The organism is Micrococcus sp. UYEF5, assembly GCF_040546065.1.
Taxonomy (GTDB): domain Bacteria; phylum Actinomycetota; class Actinomycetes; order Actinomycetales; family Micrococcaceae; genus Micrococcus; species Micrococcus luteus.
In genome coordinates, this window is record NZ_JBEPNB010000003.1 from 23,355 (window position 1) to 39,238 (window position 15,884).

Below are 15,884 nucleotides of genomic sequence, written 5' to 3' on the forward strand. Positions count from 1 at the left end.
TGGGGCGGAGGACGGGGAATCGGGGGCCGGGGTCAGCCGGCGGCGTCGTCCTCGACGCGGAGCTGGATCAGCTGCCCCATCCGCTCGGGCAGGTCCCCCTCGGGGGTGCCGACGCTGGCGTGGCGGGCGGCGGCCCGGGCGAGGTCGTCGGCCAGTTCGTTGCCGTGCACGCCCACGTGGCCCTTGACCCACGTGGTGTCCACCTGGACGTCCGCGGCCTGCGCCAGGTCGACGGCGGCCAGCAGGCGCCGCAGGGTGCGGCGGATGCGCTCGCCCCGGGCGCCGCCGAGGGTGAGCCGCTCGCGGCGGGCGGCGTTGAGCAGGGCCAGCGCGGCGCGCGAGTCCGAGTGGATGGTGACCCGGCCGCCGGGGGTGCCCGCCCACGCGCAGATCACGTGCCCCAGCACGAGCGCCTCGAGTTCCACCTCGAGCGGCATCGTGGCCCCGGCCACGGCCTGCACGGCCCACATGCTCGGCCCGGCGACGGCGGCCGCCCCGCCGATGCGGGAGCCGCGCAGCACGGAGCCGTCCACGTACACGTCCGTCACGTCCGCCTCGTCCGCGAACGTGAGGCTGTGGGTCACCCCGGGCAGGTTGCGGCGCAGGAAGCGGTCCGTGCGGCGGCGGGAGAGGAAGACGCCGGAGGAGCGGCGCAGCGCGTCCTCCTCCTCCTGGGCGGCCTCGATGGCCTCGAGCGGGATCCGGGCCGCGCCCGTCTGGGCGACCGTCTCCGGGTCCACGTCCGGCAGCAGGTAGCTGGAGCGCTGCGTGCCCACGGGGGACTCGTCGAGCCGGTAGGAGACCACGCGCGTGTCCACGGGGGCGAGGACCTCGAGCAGGGAGAGCAGCTCGGCGTCCCGGTCCGAGCGCAGCCGCACGATCACCGGGCGCTCCGGCGGCAGGTCGACGGTGACGGTGGACCAGAAGGCGCTCAGATGCGCCGTCCCGACCATCCCGGTGTAGACGTGGCCGCGGACGTCGTCGCCGAGCTCGCGCAGCTCGAGCTCGCGGGCCACGTAGACGATGCCCCCCGTCGTCGGATGCAGGTCCAGGCGGAGGGCGGGGCCGTGGTCCACGCCGGGCAGCATGGCCAGCGGGCTGGCCACCACGCGGACGCCGTCCCGGCGGATCCGGGTGCGCGGCGGGGAGGGGCGGGGGACGACGGGGCCGGTGCGCGTGAGGTCGACGCCGTTCCGGTCCCGCGGGGTGCCCCGAGGCCGGCGGGCACGGACCACGCGCAGCGGGCGGTGCTGCTCCTCCGCCTTGGCGCCCGGGCCACGGAAGTCCCAGCCCACGTCGACGAGCGCCGCGGGGTGTGCGGGCTCGACGTCGTGATGCAGCGTCCGGTCCACGACCGTCCGCGGGTGGTTGATCCGTGCTCCCATGGCTTCGCCGGCTGTGTCGAAGGGGACCGCGCCGGAACTGTGAGCCGGGTCCGGCGGGCCATGCTGGTCCTGCGGCGGTCGGGCGGGATCGCCGTGGACGAAGGGGACGACCCGTCCCGACCTGTTCTGCTCTGGGCGACCTTACCGAGCGCACCTGTGAGGAGGCAGGTCTCCTCTCCTCGGCCTCCCGCGCGGCCGCGTCGGACGAGGCGTCAGAGCGGGTCCGTGCGGTGCCGCTGCACGTCCGGGCCGGTCGGCACGCCGAGCGCCTGCGCCTGCGCGCGCTGCTGCCGCAGGGACACGGTGCCCAGCAGCAGCGCCAGGGCCCGCTCCCCGTCCTCCGGGGTGTCCGCCGCCTCGGTGAGCAGACGGTGCAGGCCGAGGCCGCCCAGCCCGAGCGCGAGGGCGGAGAGCACCACGTCCGCCCCGTCCCGGTGCCGCAGCAGGGCGGCCTCCGCGGCCTCGGCGCGGCCCGCCAGGTCCGTGACGCGGCGGGCGCGCACGGTCTCCTCCGCCTCGGCGACGATCCGGTCCGCCACCCGCGCCAGCAGCGACTGCTTGTCCGGCACGTGCCAGTACAGCGCGGAGGCCTGCACGCCCAGCACCGCGGCCACGCGCCGCATGGACAGGTCGCCCATGCCGAAGTCCTGCAGGATCCCGACGGCGGCGTCCACCACGTCCTGGGCGGTCAGCCGGGGGCGGGGTGCGGGCGGGGTCATGCCTGAGAGGCTACCGCCGGGCCGTCCTCCTCCGCCGCGATGCGTCCCCCCGCGCCCAGGCGCACGGTGCGGTCGGCCATCACCGCGGCCTCCGCGAGGTCGTGGGTGACGACGACGCCGGTCGTCCCCGCCGCCCGCAGCACCGTCCGGATGTCCTCGGCCAGGCGCCGGCGCAGGTCCGCGTCGAGCGCGGACAGCGGCTCGTCCAGCAGGAGCACCCGCGGGGCCGGGGCCAGCGACCGGGCCAGCGCCACGCGCTGGGCCTGCCCGCCGGAGAGCCGCTGCACAGGCCGGTCCGTGAGCTCGGTCAGGCCCACCAGGTCCAGCAGCTCGGCCACGCGTGCCCGCCGCCGGGCCCGGTCCCAGCCGGCGGACTCGAGGCCGTACGCCACGTTCCGGCCCACGGTCCGGTGCGGGAACAGCTGCCCGTCCTGGAACACCATCCCCACGCCCCGGCGGTGCGTCGGCACCGCGGCCACGTCCCGCCCGTCGAGCTCCACCGTGCCCGCCACGACGTCCTCGAGCCCGGCGATCCCGCGCAGGATCGTGGACTTGCCCGAGCCGGAGGCGCCCACGAGCGCCACGATCTCCCCGGCGGCCACGTCCAGGTCCGTCCCCCGCACGGGGGTGGAGCCGTCCGGGTAGCGGATCGCCACGTCCCGGAGCCGGAGGGAGGCCCCCGTCGTCGTCGGCGTCATCACAGACCTCCCGCCCCGGCCGGGCCCCGGGGGCGCAGCCGCTCGCACACCAGCATGATCCCGGCGCTCAGCACGGCCAGCACCGTGGCCGCCGCGAGCGCCATTCCGTAGTTGTCCGCGCCCGGCCGGCCCAGCAGCCGGGCGATCAGCACCGGAAGGGTGGGCGCGGACGGGCTCGCCAGGAAGCTCGTGGCCCCGAACTCGCCCAGGGACACCGCGAACGCGAAGCCCGCCGCCACGCCCACGCCGCGGGCGAGGAACGGACCGTCCACCGTGGCCAGCACCCGCCACGGGCCCGCCCCGAGGGTGCGCGCGGCCTCCCGCAGCCGCGGGTCCACCGCCGCGAGCACGGGCACGAGCGCCCGCACCGCGAGCGGCAGCGCCACCACCGCCTGGGCCAGCGGCACGAGCACGCCCGAGGCCGCCAGCTCCGGGAACGCGGCCCGCAGGGACACGACGAAGCCGAAGCCCACGGTCACCGCGGACACCCCGAGCGGCAGGAGCAGGGCGCCGTCGAGGGCCCGCTGGGCCGCCAGCGCCGCGCGTGAACGGAAGGGCCGGGTCAGCAGCAGGGCCAGCGGCACGGCCACCACGAGCGTCACGAGCGTGGCGTCCACGGCCACCCGCAGGGACTGCTCCAGCGCCTGGGCCGGCGTCGACCCGCCCACGAACCCGCTGCCCGCGCTCGTGGACAGCAGCCGGTAGTTGCCCAGCCCCCAGCCAAGGCGGGTGTGGAAGGAGCGCACCACGAGCGTCAGGATCGGGGCCACCACGAGCGCCACCACCGCGAGCATCACGGCCACCGGGACCGCGTCCGCGCGCGTGAGCCGGGCCGGCGGCGTCTCCCGCAGGCGCAGCGCCCGCTGGGTGCGCGACGCCGTCACGCCGGAGACCACGACGGCGACCAGCACCACCGCGAACTGCAGCACGGAGAACACCGCCGCGGTCCGCAGGTCCAGGTAGACGGAGGTCTGCACCCAGATCTCCGACTCGAGCGTGCCGTAGCCGGGCCGGCCGAGCGTCTGGACGATGCCGAACGCGGACGCGCAGAACAGGAACACCAGCGCCGCGCTCGCGGCGATCGCCGGGGCGAGCTGGGGCAGCGTCACGGTGCGGAACGCCCGCCACGGCGAGGCGCCCAGGGTGCGGGCGGCCTCGGTCTGGCGGGGGTCCAGCGCGTTCCACAGCGCGCCCACCTGGCGCACCACCACGGACACGTTGAAGAAGACCATGGCCAGCACGACGGCGGTGGTCGTCTGGTCCAGCCCGGTGAAGCCGAGCGGTCCGCCGGGGGCGAGCAGGGCGCGGAACGCGACTCCGACCACCACCGTGGGCAGCACGAACGGCACGAGCACGAGGGCGCGGAGCACGGCCCGCCCCGGGACGCGACGCCGGTGCAGCACGAACGCGGTCGGCAGGCCGAGCGCCACGGAGACCACCGTGCCGGCGGCGGCCATGCCGAGCGTCTGGCCGAGGATGCGCCACGTGCGCTCGCGGGCGAGGGTCTGGCCGAAGGCGGTGAGGTCCACGGCGCCGGTGAACGTCTCGGCGTCGCCGCCGATCCCGCGCCAGAGCATGGCCGCCACGGGCCACGCGAAGAAGACGAGCAGGAAGGCGACCGGCAGGACGGCGGCCACCAGCCACCACGGGCCGAGCCCGTCCCCCCGGCCGCGGGCCCGCCGGCGCGGCAGGTCCGTGCCGGGGGCCGCGACCTCGGTGAGCGCGGACATCAGCGCCGGGAGGCCTCGGCCAGGGCGGTCCACTCCTTCAGCAGGTCCTCGCGGCGCTCGTCGATGCGGGCGGGGTCCGGGGTGATGGCGTCCTCGACGAGCGGCGCGTTCTGCGCCCACTCCTCGGGCAGCTGCACCGACTCGTCGATCGGGTACATGTACATCGACTCGGGCAGGGCGGTCTGGACCTCCTCGGTGAGCATGAAGTCCACGAACGCCTGCGCGCCCTCGGGGTTCTTCGCGCCCTCGAGCACGCCGGCGTACTCGACCTGCGGGGTGCAGGAGTCCTCGATCACCTCGGTCTCGGGGGCGAACGCGGGGGAGGAGGAGTAGGAGAGCACCACCGGGAACTGACCCTTGCCCTCGCCGCCGGAGAAGTCCGAGTTGTAGGCGTCGGACCAGCTGTCGGCGATCTTGCCCCCGTTCTCCATCAGGCCCCGCCACCAGTCCTGCCAGCCGTCGTCGCCGTACTTCTCCGTGGTGGCCGCGAGCAGCGCCAGGCCGGGGGAGGAGGCCACGGGGGAGGTGGCGACCGTCAGCTTCGCGTACTCGGGGTCGTCGAGCTGGTCGATCGAGGTGGGGGCCTCGACGTCGTGGGCCTCGAACCATGCCGGATCCGTGTTGAAGCACACCTGGCCCTGGTCCACCGGGGTCATGCGGTCCTCCACCATCCGGTCCTGTGCGGAGGCGGGCAGGTCCTGCGGGGTGTATTCGGCGACGACGCCCTCGCGGACGAGGCGGTGCGCCGAGTGGTCCTCCACGCCGTAGACGCCGTCCACGGTGGGCTCGTCCTTGGCCAGCAGGAGCTGGTTCACCACGCTGCCGGCGTCGCCGGGGGCCGTGGTCTTCAGGGTGTAGCCGGACTCCTGCTCGAACTTCTGGACGAGCTCCTGGGGCAGGTTGAACGAGTCGTGCGTCATGATCGTCACGGTCGTCGGCTCGCCGCCGCCGGCGCCGGAGGCGGACGACGACGCCCCGTCGCCGGACGAGCCGGACACCGAACAGCCGGTGAGGGCGAGGGCGGCCACCGAGAGGGCGGCGAGGGCGCGGTGCGGGGTGCGGGACATGGCGGTTCTCCTCTGGGACGGCAGAGGGGCCGGGACGAGGCCGCCACCGGAATCCCGGGACGACGTCGACCGGGAGACTCGACTTCCTTCGCCGGTGCGGACCGGAGCAGGTTCGAGGGTCTGCGGCGGACCGCACTCTCAGCGCCGCGAGGGCGCTCCCCTGTCGATGTGGACTGGTCCCGACCCTACCCCGTCCGGCCCGCGCATAGACTGCCCGCGTGAGCGCCGCACAGCCCGCGGGGGTGACCCCGCCGCCCGCCTCGTCCAGCCCCGCCTCCGACTGGGACATCCGCCGCCCCCACCGCATGTGGCCGCGCATGCTGGTGATCGTCCTGACGCTCGCGGGCCTGGTGCTGGTGGTGCAGTTCTTCCAGGGGATCGCCTCCATCGCGGCGCCTGTGTTCCTGGGGCTGAACCTCGTGATCGTGGCCTACCCCCTGCAGGCCTGGCTCATCCGCCGGGGCCTGCACCCCGTGCTCGGGGCCGCCACCACCGTCCTGCTGGTCGTCGCGGTGATGGCCGTGTTCGGGGGCATGATGGTGTGGTCCGGCCTCGAGCTGGTGGCGGAGCTGCCCAAGTACGCGGACCGCTTCCAGCAGATCGTCCTGGACGTCTCGCACTGGCTCAACGAGCGCGGCGTGACCCCGGACATGGTGTCCCAGCAGCTGGCCTCGATCGACATGAGCGCCGTCACCGGGACGGCCGTCAGCGCCATCACGAAGATCGCCACGAACGTCTACGCGGTCTTCGGCCTGCTCGTCACCGTGATCATGGGCATGTTCTTCTTGGCCATGGACTCGATGGACGTCGAACGCCGCGTCCGCCTGCTCAGCACCGCCCGCCACGAGTTCGGCCACGCCCTGGTCGAGTTCGCCCAGGGCGTGCGCCGCTACTGGGTGGTCACCACGGTGTTCGGCCTGATCGTGGCGGTGCTGGACGTGATTGCCCTCATGCTGATCGGCGTGCCGCTCGCGCTCGTGTGGGGCGTGCTCAGCTTCCTCACCAACTACATCCCGAACATCGGCTTCATCATCGGCCTGCTGCCGCCGGCCGTCCTGGGCCTGGCGGCGGGCGGCTGGTCCGACTTCCTGTGGGTGGTGGTCAGCTACTCGGTGCTGAACTTCGTGCTGCAGTCCGTGATCCAGCCCAAGGTGGCCGGCGACGCGATCGGCGTGATCCCCACCGTCAGCTTCCTCTCCCTGCTCTTCTGGGCCTGGGTCCTCGGCCCGCTCGGCGCCATCCTCGCGCTGCCCTGCACGCTGCTGGCCAAGGCCGTGCTGATCGACGCCGACCCGAACGCCCGCTGGATCAACGCGCTCATCGCCTCGGACCTGAAGGGGATGGAGCGCCGTCAGTCCTCGCTCCTGGAACGGCTGCGCCCGGCGGCCTGGCGCTCGGACGCGCACGGGAAGGACGAGGACCGCGCCCCGACGGACGGCGGGGACGACGACGGCCCCGCGACCGACGAGGTCACGGGCGGGGCTGGAGCAGCACCAGGTCGTTGAGCGCGCCGGCCAGCCGCAGCAGCGGCGGGGCGGGGAACGACAGCTGGGGCAGCCCCGGGTGCAGTGCCGCGCACGCGGCGGCTGCGGCCTCCTCGCCCGCGGCGTCCTCGAACGCCGGCCGCAGCACCGCAGCGCCCAGCGGCAGCGTGTCCAGGAGGGAGCGGGGGCCCCGCTCGGCCGGGTCGTACGCGGCGGGCTGCGCCGCCCCGGTCACCGTGCGCACGCGCAGGGGCCGGCCGGCGGCGTCGTCGGCGCCCTGCAGGAAGCGCAGCGCCGCCGCCGCGTAGGGGTGCTCGGGGTGGAACCGGTCGCCGCGCCAGTGCACGGCGGCCTCGCCGTCGCCCCCCAGCCGCACCCACGAGGCCAGGTGGCCGGGCCCGCCCCACGGCCCGGTGTCCGGCCGCGGTGCCGGCGGCACCCACAGCACCCGGGTGATCCCCAGCAGGGCGGCGAACTCGGCGGCCACCTGGCCGGGGGTCCACGCGCCGTTGATCCGCCCGTCCAGCACGGGGTCCGCGGCCACCACGGCCGTCCCCTCGCCGTCGCTCACCCAGGCCCCGCGCGGGGCGCACAGCAGGGGGGTGAGCAGCGGCAGTCCCGCCGCCTCCGCCACGGCCGTCGCGGCCGCGCCGTCGAGCGGCCCGGTCCCGGTCAGTCCCGCGGCGCTGCGCCAGGCGACGGCGGCCAGGCCCTCGGGGCGGCGGACGAAGCTCGGCCCGGTGCGGCCCAGCAGCGGTGAGCCCACGGGCGCGCGCAACAGGTCCACCTCCGGGGGCACCAGCCGCGCCGCCCCGGCGTCGCGCGGGTGGGCGAGCACGGTGACCGGCAGCACGGCGGCGAGCGTCTCGGCCAGGCCCACGACGGCGTCCCGCGTCTCCTCCAGCAGCGTCGGCACCGGGTGGCGGTGGGGCAGGACGAGCCAGGCCCGCTCGGGCGGGTCCTCGGGTCCGGGCACGGGCACGACGAGGTCCCGGCGCTCCCGCGCGTCGGTGGGGGCGGGGTCGACGGCGGCCATGGCGGACGGGCTCCTGGGAAGACGGCGGCGACGCGCGGGCGCGCGGCGAGGGGATGTCCATCGAGCATAGGCGTCTGACAGGAAGCCGCGGCGGTTTGACCTGTGACCCGGAACACGTGCAGAGTGCGGCCATGACCGCGATGTTCTCCGCCCAGGACCATGACGATCTCGACCGGGTCCTCGGCGCGACCGGCGGGATCCCCGACCCCGCCGACCTGCACGCCCTCGCCGACGATGCCGTCGTGCAGGTGCGGCGCTGGCTCGCCGAGTCCCGGGACCACGAGGCCGACTTCGCGGCCCGCCAGCTGGCGGGCGCCCTGAAGGAGCCGGGCGGCCTCGACTTCATCGTGCGCTTCGTGGACCACGTGGTCCGCCCCGAGGACCCCGCGATCGCCGCCCGGGCGCTGCGGGAGCTCGCCGGCCGCGCCCCCGGCTTCCTGCCCCCGGCCCTGCGCGCCGTCCTCGGCGTCGGCGGCCGCGCCGCCCCGCTCGTGCCGCGCATCGCCGTCCCCACGGCCCGCCGCGTGCTGCGGCACATGGTCTCCCACCTGATCGTCGACGCGCGGGACCGACAGCTCGGCAAGGCCATCGCGGCCCTGCGCGACGAGCACACCCGGCTGAACATCAACCTGCTGGGCGAGGCGATCCTCGGCCAGGGCGAGGCGGACCGCCGGCTCGAGGGCATCGCCGCGCTGATCCGCCGCGACGACGTCGACTACGTGTCCGTCAAGGTCTCCGCCGCCACCGCCCCGCACGCGCCCTACGCGTTCGACGAGGCCGTCGCGGACATCACCGAGCGGCTCACCCCGCTGTTCGAGCTCGCCCGGGACCGGGACACCTTCATCAACCTGGACATGGAGGAGTACCGCGACCTCGACCTCACGCTCAACGTGTTCACCGCCCTGCTCGAGCAGCCGGGCCTGCGCGACTACGAGGCCGGCATCGTGCTGCAGGCCTACCTGCCGGACGCGCTCGCGGCCATGGTGCGCCTGCAGGAGTGGGCCGCGCGCCGCGTCGCCGCCGGCGGCGCCCCGGTCAAGGTGCGCGTGGTCAAGGGCGCCAACCTGCCCATGGAGCGGATGCAGGCCTCCCTGACGGGCTGGCCGCTGGCCACGGTGGGCTCGAAGCAGGAGGCGGACACCAACTACAAGCGCGTGCTCAACTACGCGCTCACCCCGGAGCATCTGGCCCACGTGCGCATCGGCGTGGCCGGGCACAACCTCTTCGACGTGGCCCTGGCCCACCGGCTGATCGAGCGCCGCGGCCTCGACCCGGCCGCGGTGGAGTTCGAGATGCTCCTCGGCATGGCCACCGGCCAGGCCGCCGCCGTCCGGGCGGACGTCGGCGCCCTGCTGCTCTACACGCCCGTGGTGCGGCCCGAGGAGTTCGACGTGGCGATCTCCTACCTCGTGCGCCGCCTCGAGGAGGGCGCCTCCCCGGAGAACTTCATGTCCGCCGTGTTCGACCTGGACGCGGACGCGGACCTGTTCGTTCGCGAGGAGGAGCGCTTCCGCGCCTCGCTGCGCCACCTGGACGCGGCCGTGCCCCGTCCGAACCGCCTCCAGGACCGGTCCCGCGGGGAGGACGGGCCGACCCCCGCCCCCGTGGACGGCTTCGCCAACACCCCGGACACGGACCCCGCGCTGCCCGGCAACCGGGAGTGGGCCCGCCGGATCCTCGCGGCCGTCCCGGGCTCGGACCTCGGGACGGACACCGTCCGCGCCCACCGCGCCACCACGGCCGACGACGCCCGCGCCGCCATCGCCGCCACCGCCGACCCCGGCGCCCGCTGGGGCGCGCTCACCGGCCACGAGCGCGCCGACGCGCTGGACGCCGTCGGACGGGCCCTGCACGCCGGCCGGGCCCGCCTGCTGGAGGTGGCCGCCGCCGAGACCGGCAAGACCCTGGACCAGGGCGACCCCGAGGTCTCCGAGGCCGTGGACTTCGCGCACTACTACGCGCGCCTGGCACGCGGCCTGGACGCGGTGGAGGGCGCCCGCGCCGTGCCCGTCCGCCTGACCCTGGTGATCCCGCCGTGGAACTTTCCCGTGGCCATCCCGGTCGGGGGCGTCCTCGCCGCGCTCGGCGCCGGCTCGCCCGTGGTGTTCAAGCCGGCCCCGCAGTCCGAGCGGACGGGCGCGGTCGCGTGGGAGCTGATCGTGGCCGGGCTGCGGGACTCGGGCCTGTTCGACGACGGCGGCCCGCTCGCCGGGCACGACCCCGCGGACCTCGTGCGCCTGGTGACGCTGGCGGACGAGGACGAGGCGGAGGTCGGCGCGGCGCTCGTGACCGACCCGGCCGTCGAGCGGCTCATCCTCACCGGCAGCTGGGACACCGCACGGTTGTTCAAGGGGATGCGCCCCGACCTGCACCTGCTCGCCGAGACCTCCGGCAAGAACGCCGTGATCGTGACCCCGTCCGCGGATCTGGACCTGGCCACGAAGGACGTGGTCCAGTCCGCGTTCGGTCACGCCGGCCAGAAGTGCTCGGCGTCCTCCCTCGTGGTGCTCGTCGGCTCCGTGGGCACCTCCGAGCGCTTCCACCGGCAGCTGCTGGACGCCGCCTCGTCCCTGCACGTGGCGCACCCCGCGGACCCGCGCGCCGAGATGGGCCCCGTGATCGAGGCCCCAGGCGAGAAGCTGCGCCGCGGGCTCACCGAGCTCGGCCCGGGGGAGCGGTGGGCCCTGCGTCCGCGGCAGCTGGACGAGACGGGTCGCCTGTGGAGCCCGGGCATCCGATCCGGCGTACGCCCCGGCGCCGACGCCCACCTCACCGAGTACTTCGGCCCCGTGCTGGCCGTGATGACGGCCGAGACGCTCGAGGAGGCCATCGGGATCGTGAACGCCGTGGACTACGGCCTCACCTCCGGGCTGCACTCGCTGGACCGGGAGGAGATCGACGTGTGGCTGCGCGGCGTGCGCGCCGGCAACCTCTACGTGAACCGCGGCATCACCGGGGCCATCGTGCGCCGCCAGCCCTTCGGCGGCTGGAAGCGTTCCGTCGTCGGCCCCACCACGAAGGCCGGCGGGCCGCACTACCTGCACGGCCTCGTGGACTGGGAGGACGCGCCCACGTGGGCCGGGGGAGAGGGGCGGCCCGGGGCCGAGGCCGACGGTGCGGGCGCGTCTTGGCTCGAGACCGCCCGCGCCCTCGACACCCACGCGTGGACCACCGTGTTCGGGGTGGCCACGGACGTCTCCGCGCTCGAGGCCGAGCGGAACGTGCTGCGTCACGTCCCCACCCCGGTCCTCGTGCGGCGGCACTCGGGGCCCGCCGACCACCTGCTGCGCATCGTCTCCGCCGGCCTGCGCGCCGGGGCGCCCATGACCGTGAGCCTGCGCCCGACCCCCACCGCGGAGGGGCCCGATGTGGACGGACTCTCGGCCGAGGCCGTGCGCGGCCGGGTGGAGGAGCTGGTCCGGTCCGCCCGCACGGAGGGTGCCGGCACGGCCGCGCCGGTGGACGTCGTCGTCGAGGATGACGCCGCGTTCCACGACCGCGCCCGGCGGCTGGCCCTCATCCCGCCCGCAGCGGAGGGCGGCGGCGACGCACGGATCCGGCTCGTCGCCGACTGGACCGGCGACCGGGAGGCGGCCGAGGCGGCGCGGAGCGCGCTGCACGCGGCGCTCGGCGACACCCCCGACGTGGCGGTCTACGCTGGCCCCGTGGTGAGCGCCGGCGAGGTGGAGCTGCTGCCGTTCCTGCACGAACAGGCCGTGTCCGTGACCGCCCACCGGTTCGGCACGCCGGACCATCTGACCGAGGGGGTCCTGTGACCCCGAGGAGGAACCTCCGATGCATCTGATCCCCCGCACGATCTGGGTCGTCGCCCGCGCCCGCCGCCGCCCGCGCGCCGGACTCTGGGAGCCGACGACGCTGCCGATGCGCGCCCTGCCCACGGACGTGGACATGGCCCTGCACGTCAACAACGGCCAGTACTTCGGGCTGTTCGACCTCGGCCGCTTCGACGCGATGGTCCGCACCGGCCTGTGGGACGAGATCCGGCGTCGTCACTGGACGCCCGTGGTGCAGGCCGAGCAGATCGCGTTCCGCCGCTCGGTGACCCTGGGGCAGCGGTTCGACGTGGAGACGCGGATGATCGGCCTGGATGAGCGCGCGGTGTGGTTCGAGCAGCGCGTGGTGGTCGACGGCGACGTCGCGGTGCGCGCGTACATCTGCACGCGCCTGCGCAAGAAGGACGGCCGCCCCGTGGAGAACGACGAGGTCCGGGCGATCGCGGCGGCGGCCGGCCACGACCTCGCGGGGGAGCCGACGCCGCCGGAGTGGCTGCACGAGTGGCGGCGCAGCGTGGCCCTGCCGTCGGCCCGGACGCCCCTGCCCCACACGTGGGACCTCGACACAGTGCGGCAAGGATGAACGTTCGAGTGATATAGGGCACGATGGTCGGGTGAACAACAGACTCCTGATCGTCGCGACCCTCTCGCTGGCCGCGCTCGTCGTCGTGCTGGTGGCCGCCATCGGCGGCGGCGCGTGGTGGGTGCTGGCGGTGCTCCTGGTGGCGCTGCTCGTGCTCGCCGTGTGGGACATGACCCAGAAGCGGCACGCGATCCTCCGCAACTACCCCGTGCTCGGCCACATGCGGTATCTGCTGGAGTCGATCCGCCCCGAGATCCAGCAGTACTTCATCGAGCGCAACTTCGACGGCAAGCCGTTCGACCGGGACACCCGCTCGATCGTCTACGCCCGTGCGAAGGGACTGGACAGCCACAAGGCGTTCGGCACCGAGCGGGACACCTCGGAGATCGGCTACGAGTTCCTGTTGCACTCCACCGCCCCGGTCAACCCGCCGGAGGAGCCCCCCACGGTGCGGATCGGCGGCCCGGACTGCCGCCGACCCGTGGACATCTCGCTGATGAACATCTCGTCCATGTCCTTCGGCTCCCTCTCCGCCAACGCCGTGATCGCCATGAACAAGGGCGCCGGCCTGGGCGGGTTCATCCACGAGACCGGCGAGGGCGGCCTCACCAAGTACCACCGCGGCAACGGCGCGGACCTGTTCTGGGAGATCGGCTCCGGCTATTTCGGCTGCCGCAACGAGGACGGCACCTTCAGCCCGGAGAAGTTCGCCGAGAAGGCGCTGCTGCCCGAGGTCAAGGGCATCACCATCAAGATCTCCCAGGGCGCGAAGCCCGGCCTGGGCGGCATGCTGCCCAAGGAGAAGATCTCCCCCGAGATCGCCGAGGCCCGTGAGATCCCGATGGACAAGGACTGCCTGTCCCCGGCGTCCCACTCCGCGTTCCGCACCCCGCGCGAGATGGTCAGGTTCATCGAGCAGCTCCGTGAGCTCTCGGACGGCAAGCCGATCGGCATCAAGTTCTGCGTGGGCTCCCGCGTGGACGTGCTGGCCATGACCAAGGCCATCTGGGAGGAGCGGATCGCCCCCGACTTCATCATCGTGGACGGCTCCGAGGGCGGCACCGGCGCCGCCCCGCTCGAGTACTCGGACCGCGTGGGCACCCCGCTGACCGAGGGCCTCATGCTCGTGCACAACGCGCTCGTGGGCACCGGCCTGCGCCACATGATCAAGCTCGGCGCGGCCGGCAAGGTCGCCACCGGTTCGGACATCGTCAAGCGTCTGATCCAGGGCGCGGACTTCACCATGTCCGCCCGCGCGATGATGATGGCCACCGGGTGCATCCAGGCGCAGAAGTGCCACACGAACGAGTGCCCCGTGGGGGTGGCCACGCAGGACCCGCGTCTGATGCGCGCCCTCGACGTGGAGGACAAGGGCAACCGCGTCTTCAACTACCACCGCCTGACCGTGCGCGAGGCCGTGCAGATCATGGCGTCCATGGGCCTGACGCATCCGTCCCAGCTGAACACCCGCATGCTGCGCCGCCGCGTGGACCACCTGAGCACCCGCTCGTACGCGTCCATCTACCACTGGCTGCGCACGGACGAGCTGCTCAACGACCCGCCCGCCGGCTGGGCCATGGACTGGGAGGAGGCGGACGCGGACCACTTCGGCGAGCACGCCCGCGTGGACTACCTCACCGAGCGCGACCCCGAGTGGCGCTCCGAGCTGCTGATCCCGGGCCGCAAGGCGGCCGGCGCCCCCGTGCAGGGCTCCCCCATCTCCGGGACGGGCTCCACGCTCGTCGACGCCCGGCAGACCGAGTCCGTGCCGCTGACGACGTCGCCGATGCCGCGCGTCAGCTCGTTGGGTGAGGGTGAGTCGCTGTCCCCGCACGGCGGCCGTCGTCGGGCCCCGCAGGATCCGGCACCCGCCGCCACCGCCGGCGAGACGCCCACCGACGAGAACGAGGGCCTGCCGGCGGAGGCCGGCGAGCGGCCCGAGCGCCAGGACGGCGAGGAGGTCACCCAGCGGGGGACCACCGGCCGCGTCGAGGGCGAGCACCGCGGCGAGGGCCGCGTCGGCTGACCCACCCCCGCAGTCACCCCCGCTTTCGAGGCGGGAAATCCACCTCACACGACGCCCCCGGGCGCCCATGAGATAGATTTCCCGCCTCGTCGCGTGAGGGGTCGTAGCCTGGGGCCGTGACCCTGCCCGCCCCCGCCGCTCGCCGCCCCTCCGCGGCCCTGCTGTGGGTGCTGCTGGCGGCGATGGGCGCCGGGCCCCTGTTCAACTACGGCGTCTCCGCCTCCTCCACGGTCGTGATGGAGCGGCTCGACGTCACCTCGGGCCAGCTCGGCACCGTGATGACGGTCGTGTTCGCGGCGGCCGCCGTCACCTCCCTCGGCCTCGGCCGGGTCGCCGACCGCCTGTCCGCCCGCGCGCAGCTGAGCATCATCTTCGGCGGCACCGCCGCGGCGCTCGTGCTCGGCGCCGTCGCCCCGTCCCTGCCCGTGCTGTACGCGGCGGCCGCCGTCGCGGGCGTCACGCAGGCCATCTCCAACCCCACCACGAACCGGATCATCCGCACCGTGGTGCCGCCGGAGAGGCGCATCGGGTGGGTCGGGGTGAAGCAGTCCGGCGTGCAGGCGGCCCAGCTGGTCGGCGGCCTGTTCTTCCCGGCCGCGTCCCTCGCCCTCGGCTGGACGGGCGCCGCGCTGGGGGCCGCGGTGCTCATCGGGGCGCTCTGGGTGCTCGCGCTGGTCGCCGCCCCGCCGCTGCCCGGGGCGCCGCCGCCGGCCACCGGCCCCGTCGGCGGGCGACGACGGCGGGACACCTCGCCCCTGCCGGCCACGGTCTGGTTCTCCGCGGCGATCGCGTTCCTCACCGGCCTGGGCATGCAGGCCACGAACACCTACCTGCCGCTGTTCGCCGTCGAGACGCTGGGGATGACGCTCGTGGCCGGCGGCGCCGCGGCGGCCGTGTCCGGGGTGGTGGGGGTGCTCTCCCGGATCGGGTGGAGTCGGCGGATGAGCTCCGGAGACCGGCCCACCACCCTGCTGACCGTGATCTGCCTGGGTGCCGTGGCCGGCGTCGTGGTGTTCCTCGCCGCGGACCTGCTGGACCTGCCGGCCCTGCTGTGGGTGGGCGCCGCGGTGCACGGCTTGACGGTGCTGGGCGCCAACGTGGTGATCAACGCGGGCCTGTTGAGCGAGGTGCCGGCCGAGCGGCTGGGCCGTGCGACCGGGGCGAACTCGATGGGCATGTACGCCGGCTTCGCCCTGGGCCCGCTGCTGATGGGCCTGCTGCGCGACGTCACGGGCGACTACCGGGCCGGCTTCGCGGTCGTCGCGGCCGGGTATCTGCTGGCCCTGGGCGTGGTGCTGCTGCTGCGTCGCCACGTGGGCCGGCGCGGCGCAGACGCGTGACACGCGACGACGCCCCCGGTCC

At 74.8% G+C, this 15,884-nt stretch carries 11 protein-coding genes and 1 riboswitch; of the genes, 5 read left to right on the forward strand and 6 right to left on the reverse strand.

Features of this window, described 5'->3' with window-relative positions:
* Positions 1 to 32: 32 nt before the first annotated feature.
* The 5 genes from ABIB16_RS03770 to ABIB16_RS03790 form a co-directional block, all read right to left on the reverse strand.
* Complete coding sequence (locus tag ABIB16_RS03770) at positions 33 to 1,385, reverse strand: RNase H family protein (RefSeq protein ID WP_113913859.1); 1,353 nt, start codon at positions 1,383 to 1,385, stop codon at positions 33 to 35.
* Between the two features lie 212 nt (positions 1,386 to 1,597).
* Positions 1,598 to 2,104: a TetR family transcriptional regulator gene (locus ABIB16_RS03775; protein ID WP_010080165.1), complete on the reverse strand. Its 507-nt coding sequence runs from the start codon at positions 2,102 to 2,104 to the stop codon at positions 1,598 to 1,600.
* Complete coding sequence (locus tag ABIB16_RS03780) at positions 2,101 to 2,802, reverse strand: ABC transporter ATP-binding protein (RefSeq protein WP_002857999.1); 702 nt, start codon at positions 2,800 to 2,802, stop codon at positions 2,101 to 2,103. Before ABIB16_RS03780 ends, ABIB16_RS03775 begins: the two co-directional genes overlap by 4 nt.
* Positions 2,802 to 4,532, reverse strand: coding sequence for an ABC transporter permease (locus ABIB16_RS03785; RefSeq protein WP_134415888.1), 1,731 nt, complete (start codon positions 4,530 to 4,532; stop codon positions 2,802 to 2,804). Before ABIB16_RS03785 ends, ABIB16_RS03780 begins: the two co-directional genes overlap by 1 nt.
* Complete coding sequence (locus ABIB16_RS03790) at positions 4,532 to 5,599, reverse strand: thiamine ABC transporter substrate-binding protein (RefSeq protein ID WP_354436057.1); 1,068 nt, start codon at positions 5,597 to 5,599, stop codon at positions 4,532 to 4,534. Before ABIB16_RS03790 ends, ABIB16_RS03785 begins: the two co-directional genes overlap by 1 nt.
* Before the next feature lie 66 nt (positions 5,600 to 5,665).
* A riboswitch (TPP riboswitch) is annotated at positions 5,666 to 5,771 on the reverse strand.
* A gap of 46 nt (positions 5,772 to 5,817) precedes the next feature.
* Here ABIB16_RS03790 and ABIB16_RS03795 point away from each other — a divergent pair.
* Positions 5,818 to 7,104 carry an AI-2E family transporter gene (locus tag ABIB16_RS03795; RefSeq protein WP_078025500.1) on the forward strand — a complete coding sequence of 429 codons (1,287 nt, stop codon included), beginning with the start codon at positions 5,818 to 5,820 and terminating at the stop codon, positions 7,102 to 7,104.
* On the opposite strand, the gene ABIB16_RS03800 is transcribed toward ABIB16_RS03795, so the two are convergent.
* Positions 7,070 to 8,119, reverse strand: a complete 1,050-nt coding sequence (locus tag ABIB16_RS03800; protein WP_161787807.1) for an agmatine deiminase family protein — start codon at positions 8,117 to 8,119, stop codon at positions 7,070 to 7,072. The genes ABIB16_RS03795 and ABIB16_RS03800 overlap by 35 nt on opposite strands.
* A gap of 131 nt (positions 8,120 to 8,250) precedes the next feature.
* Here ABIB16_RS03800 and ABIB16_RS03805 point away from each other — a divergent pair, with 131 nt between their 5' ends.
* From ABIB16_RS03805 to ABIB16_RS03820, 4 genes are all read left to right on the forward strand, one after another.
* Positions 8,251 to 11,895: a bifunctional proline dehydrogenase/L-glutamate gamma-semialdehyde dehydrogenase gene (locus tag ABIB16_RS03805; protein WP_230259750.1), complete on the forward strand. Its 3,645-nt coding sequence runs from the start codon at positions 8,251 to 8,253 to the stop codon at positions 11,893 to 11,895.
* A gap of 19 nt (positions 11,896 to 11,914) precedes the next feature.
* Positions 11,915 to 12,496, forward strand: coding sequence for an acyl-CoA thioesterase (locus ABIB16_RS03810; RefSeq protein WP_230259749.1), 582 nt, complete (start codon positions 11,915 to 11,917; stop codon positions 12,494 to 12,496).
* A 31-nt stretch (positions 12,497 to 12,527) separates the two neighbouring features.
* Positions 12,528 to 14,522, forward strand: a complete 1,995-nt coding sequence (locus ABIB16_RS03815; protein ID WP_230259748.1) for an FMN-binding glutamate synthase family protein — start codon at positions 12,528 to 12,530, stop codon at positions 14,520 to 14,522.
* Between the two features lie 116 nt (positions 14,523 to 14,638).
* On the forward strand, positions 14,639 to 15,862 hold the full coding sequence (locus ABIB16_RS03820) for an MFS transporter (RefSeq protein WP_230259747.1): 1,224 nt from the start codon (positions 14,639 to 14,641) through the stop codon (positions 15,860 to 15,862).
* Positions 15,863 to 15,884: the final 22 nt, after the last annotated feature.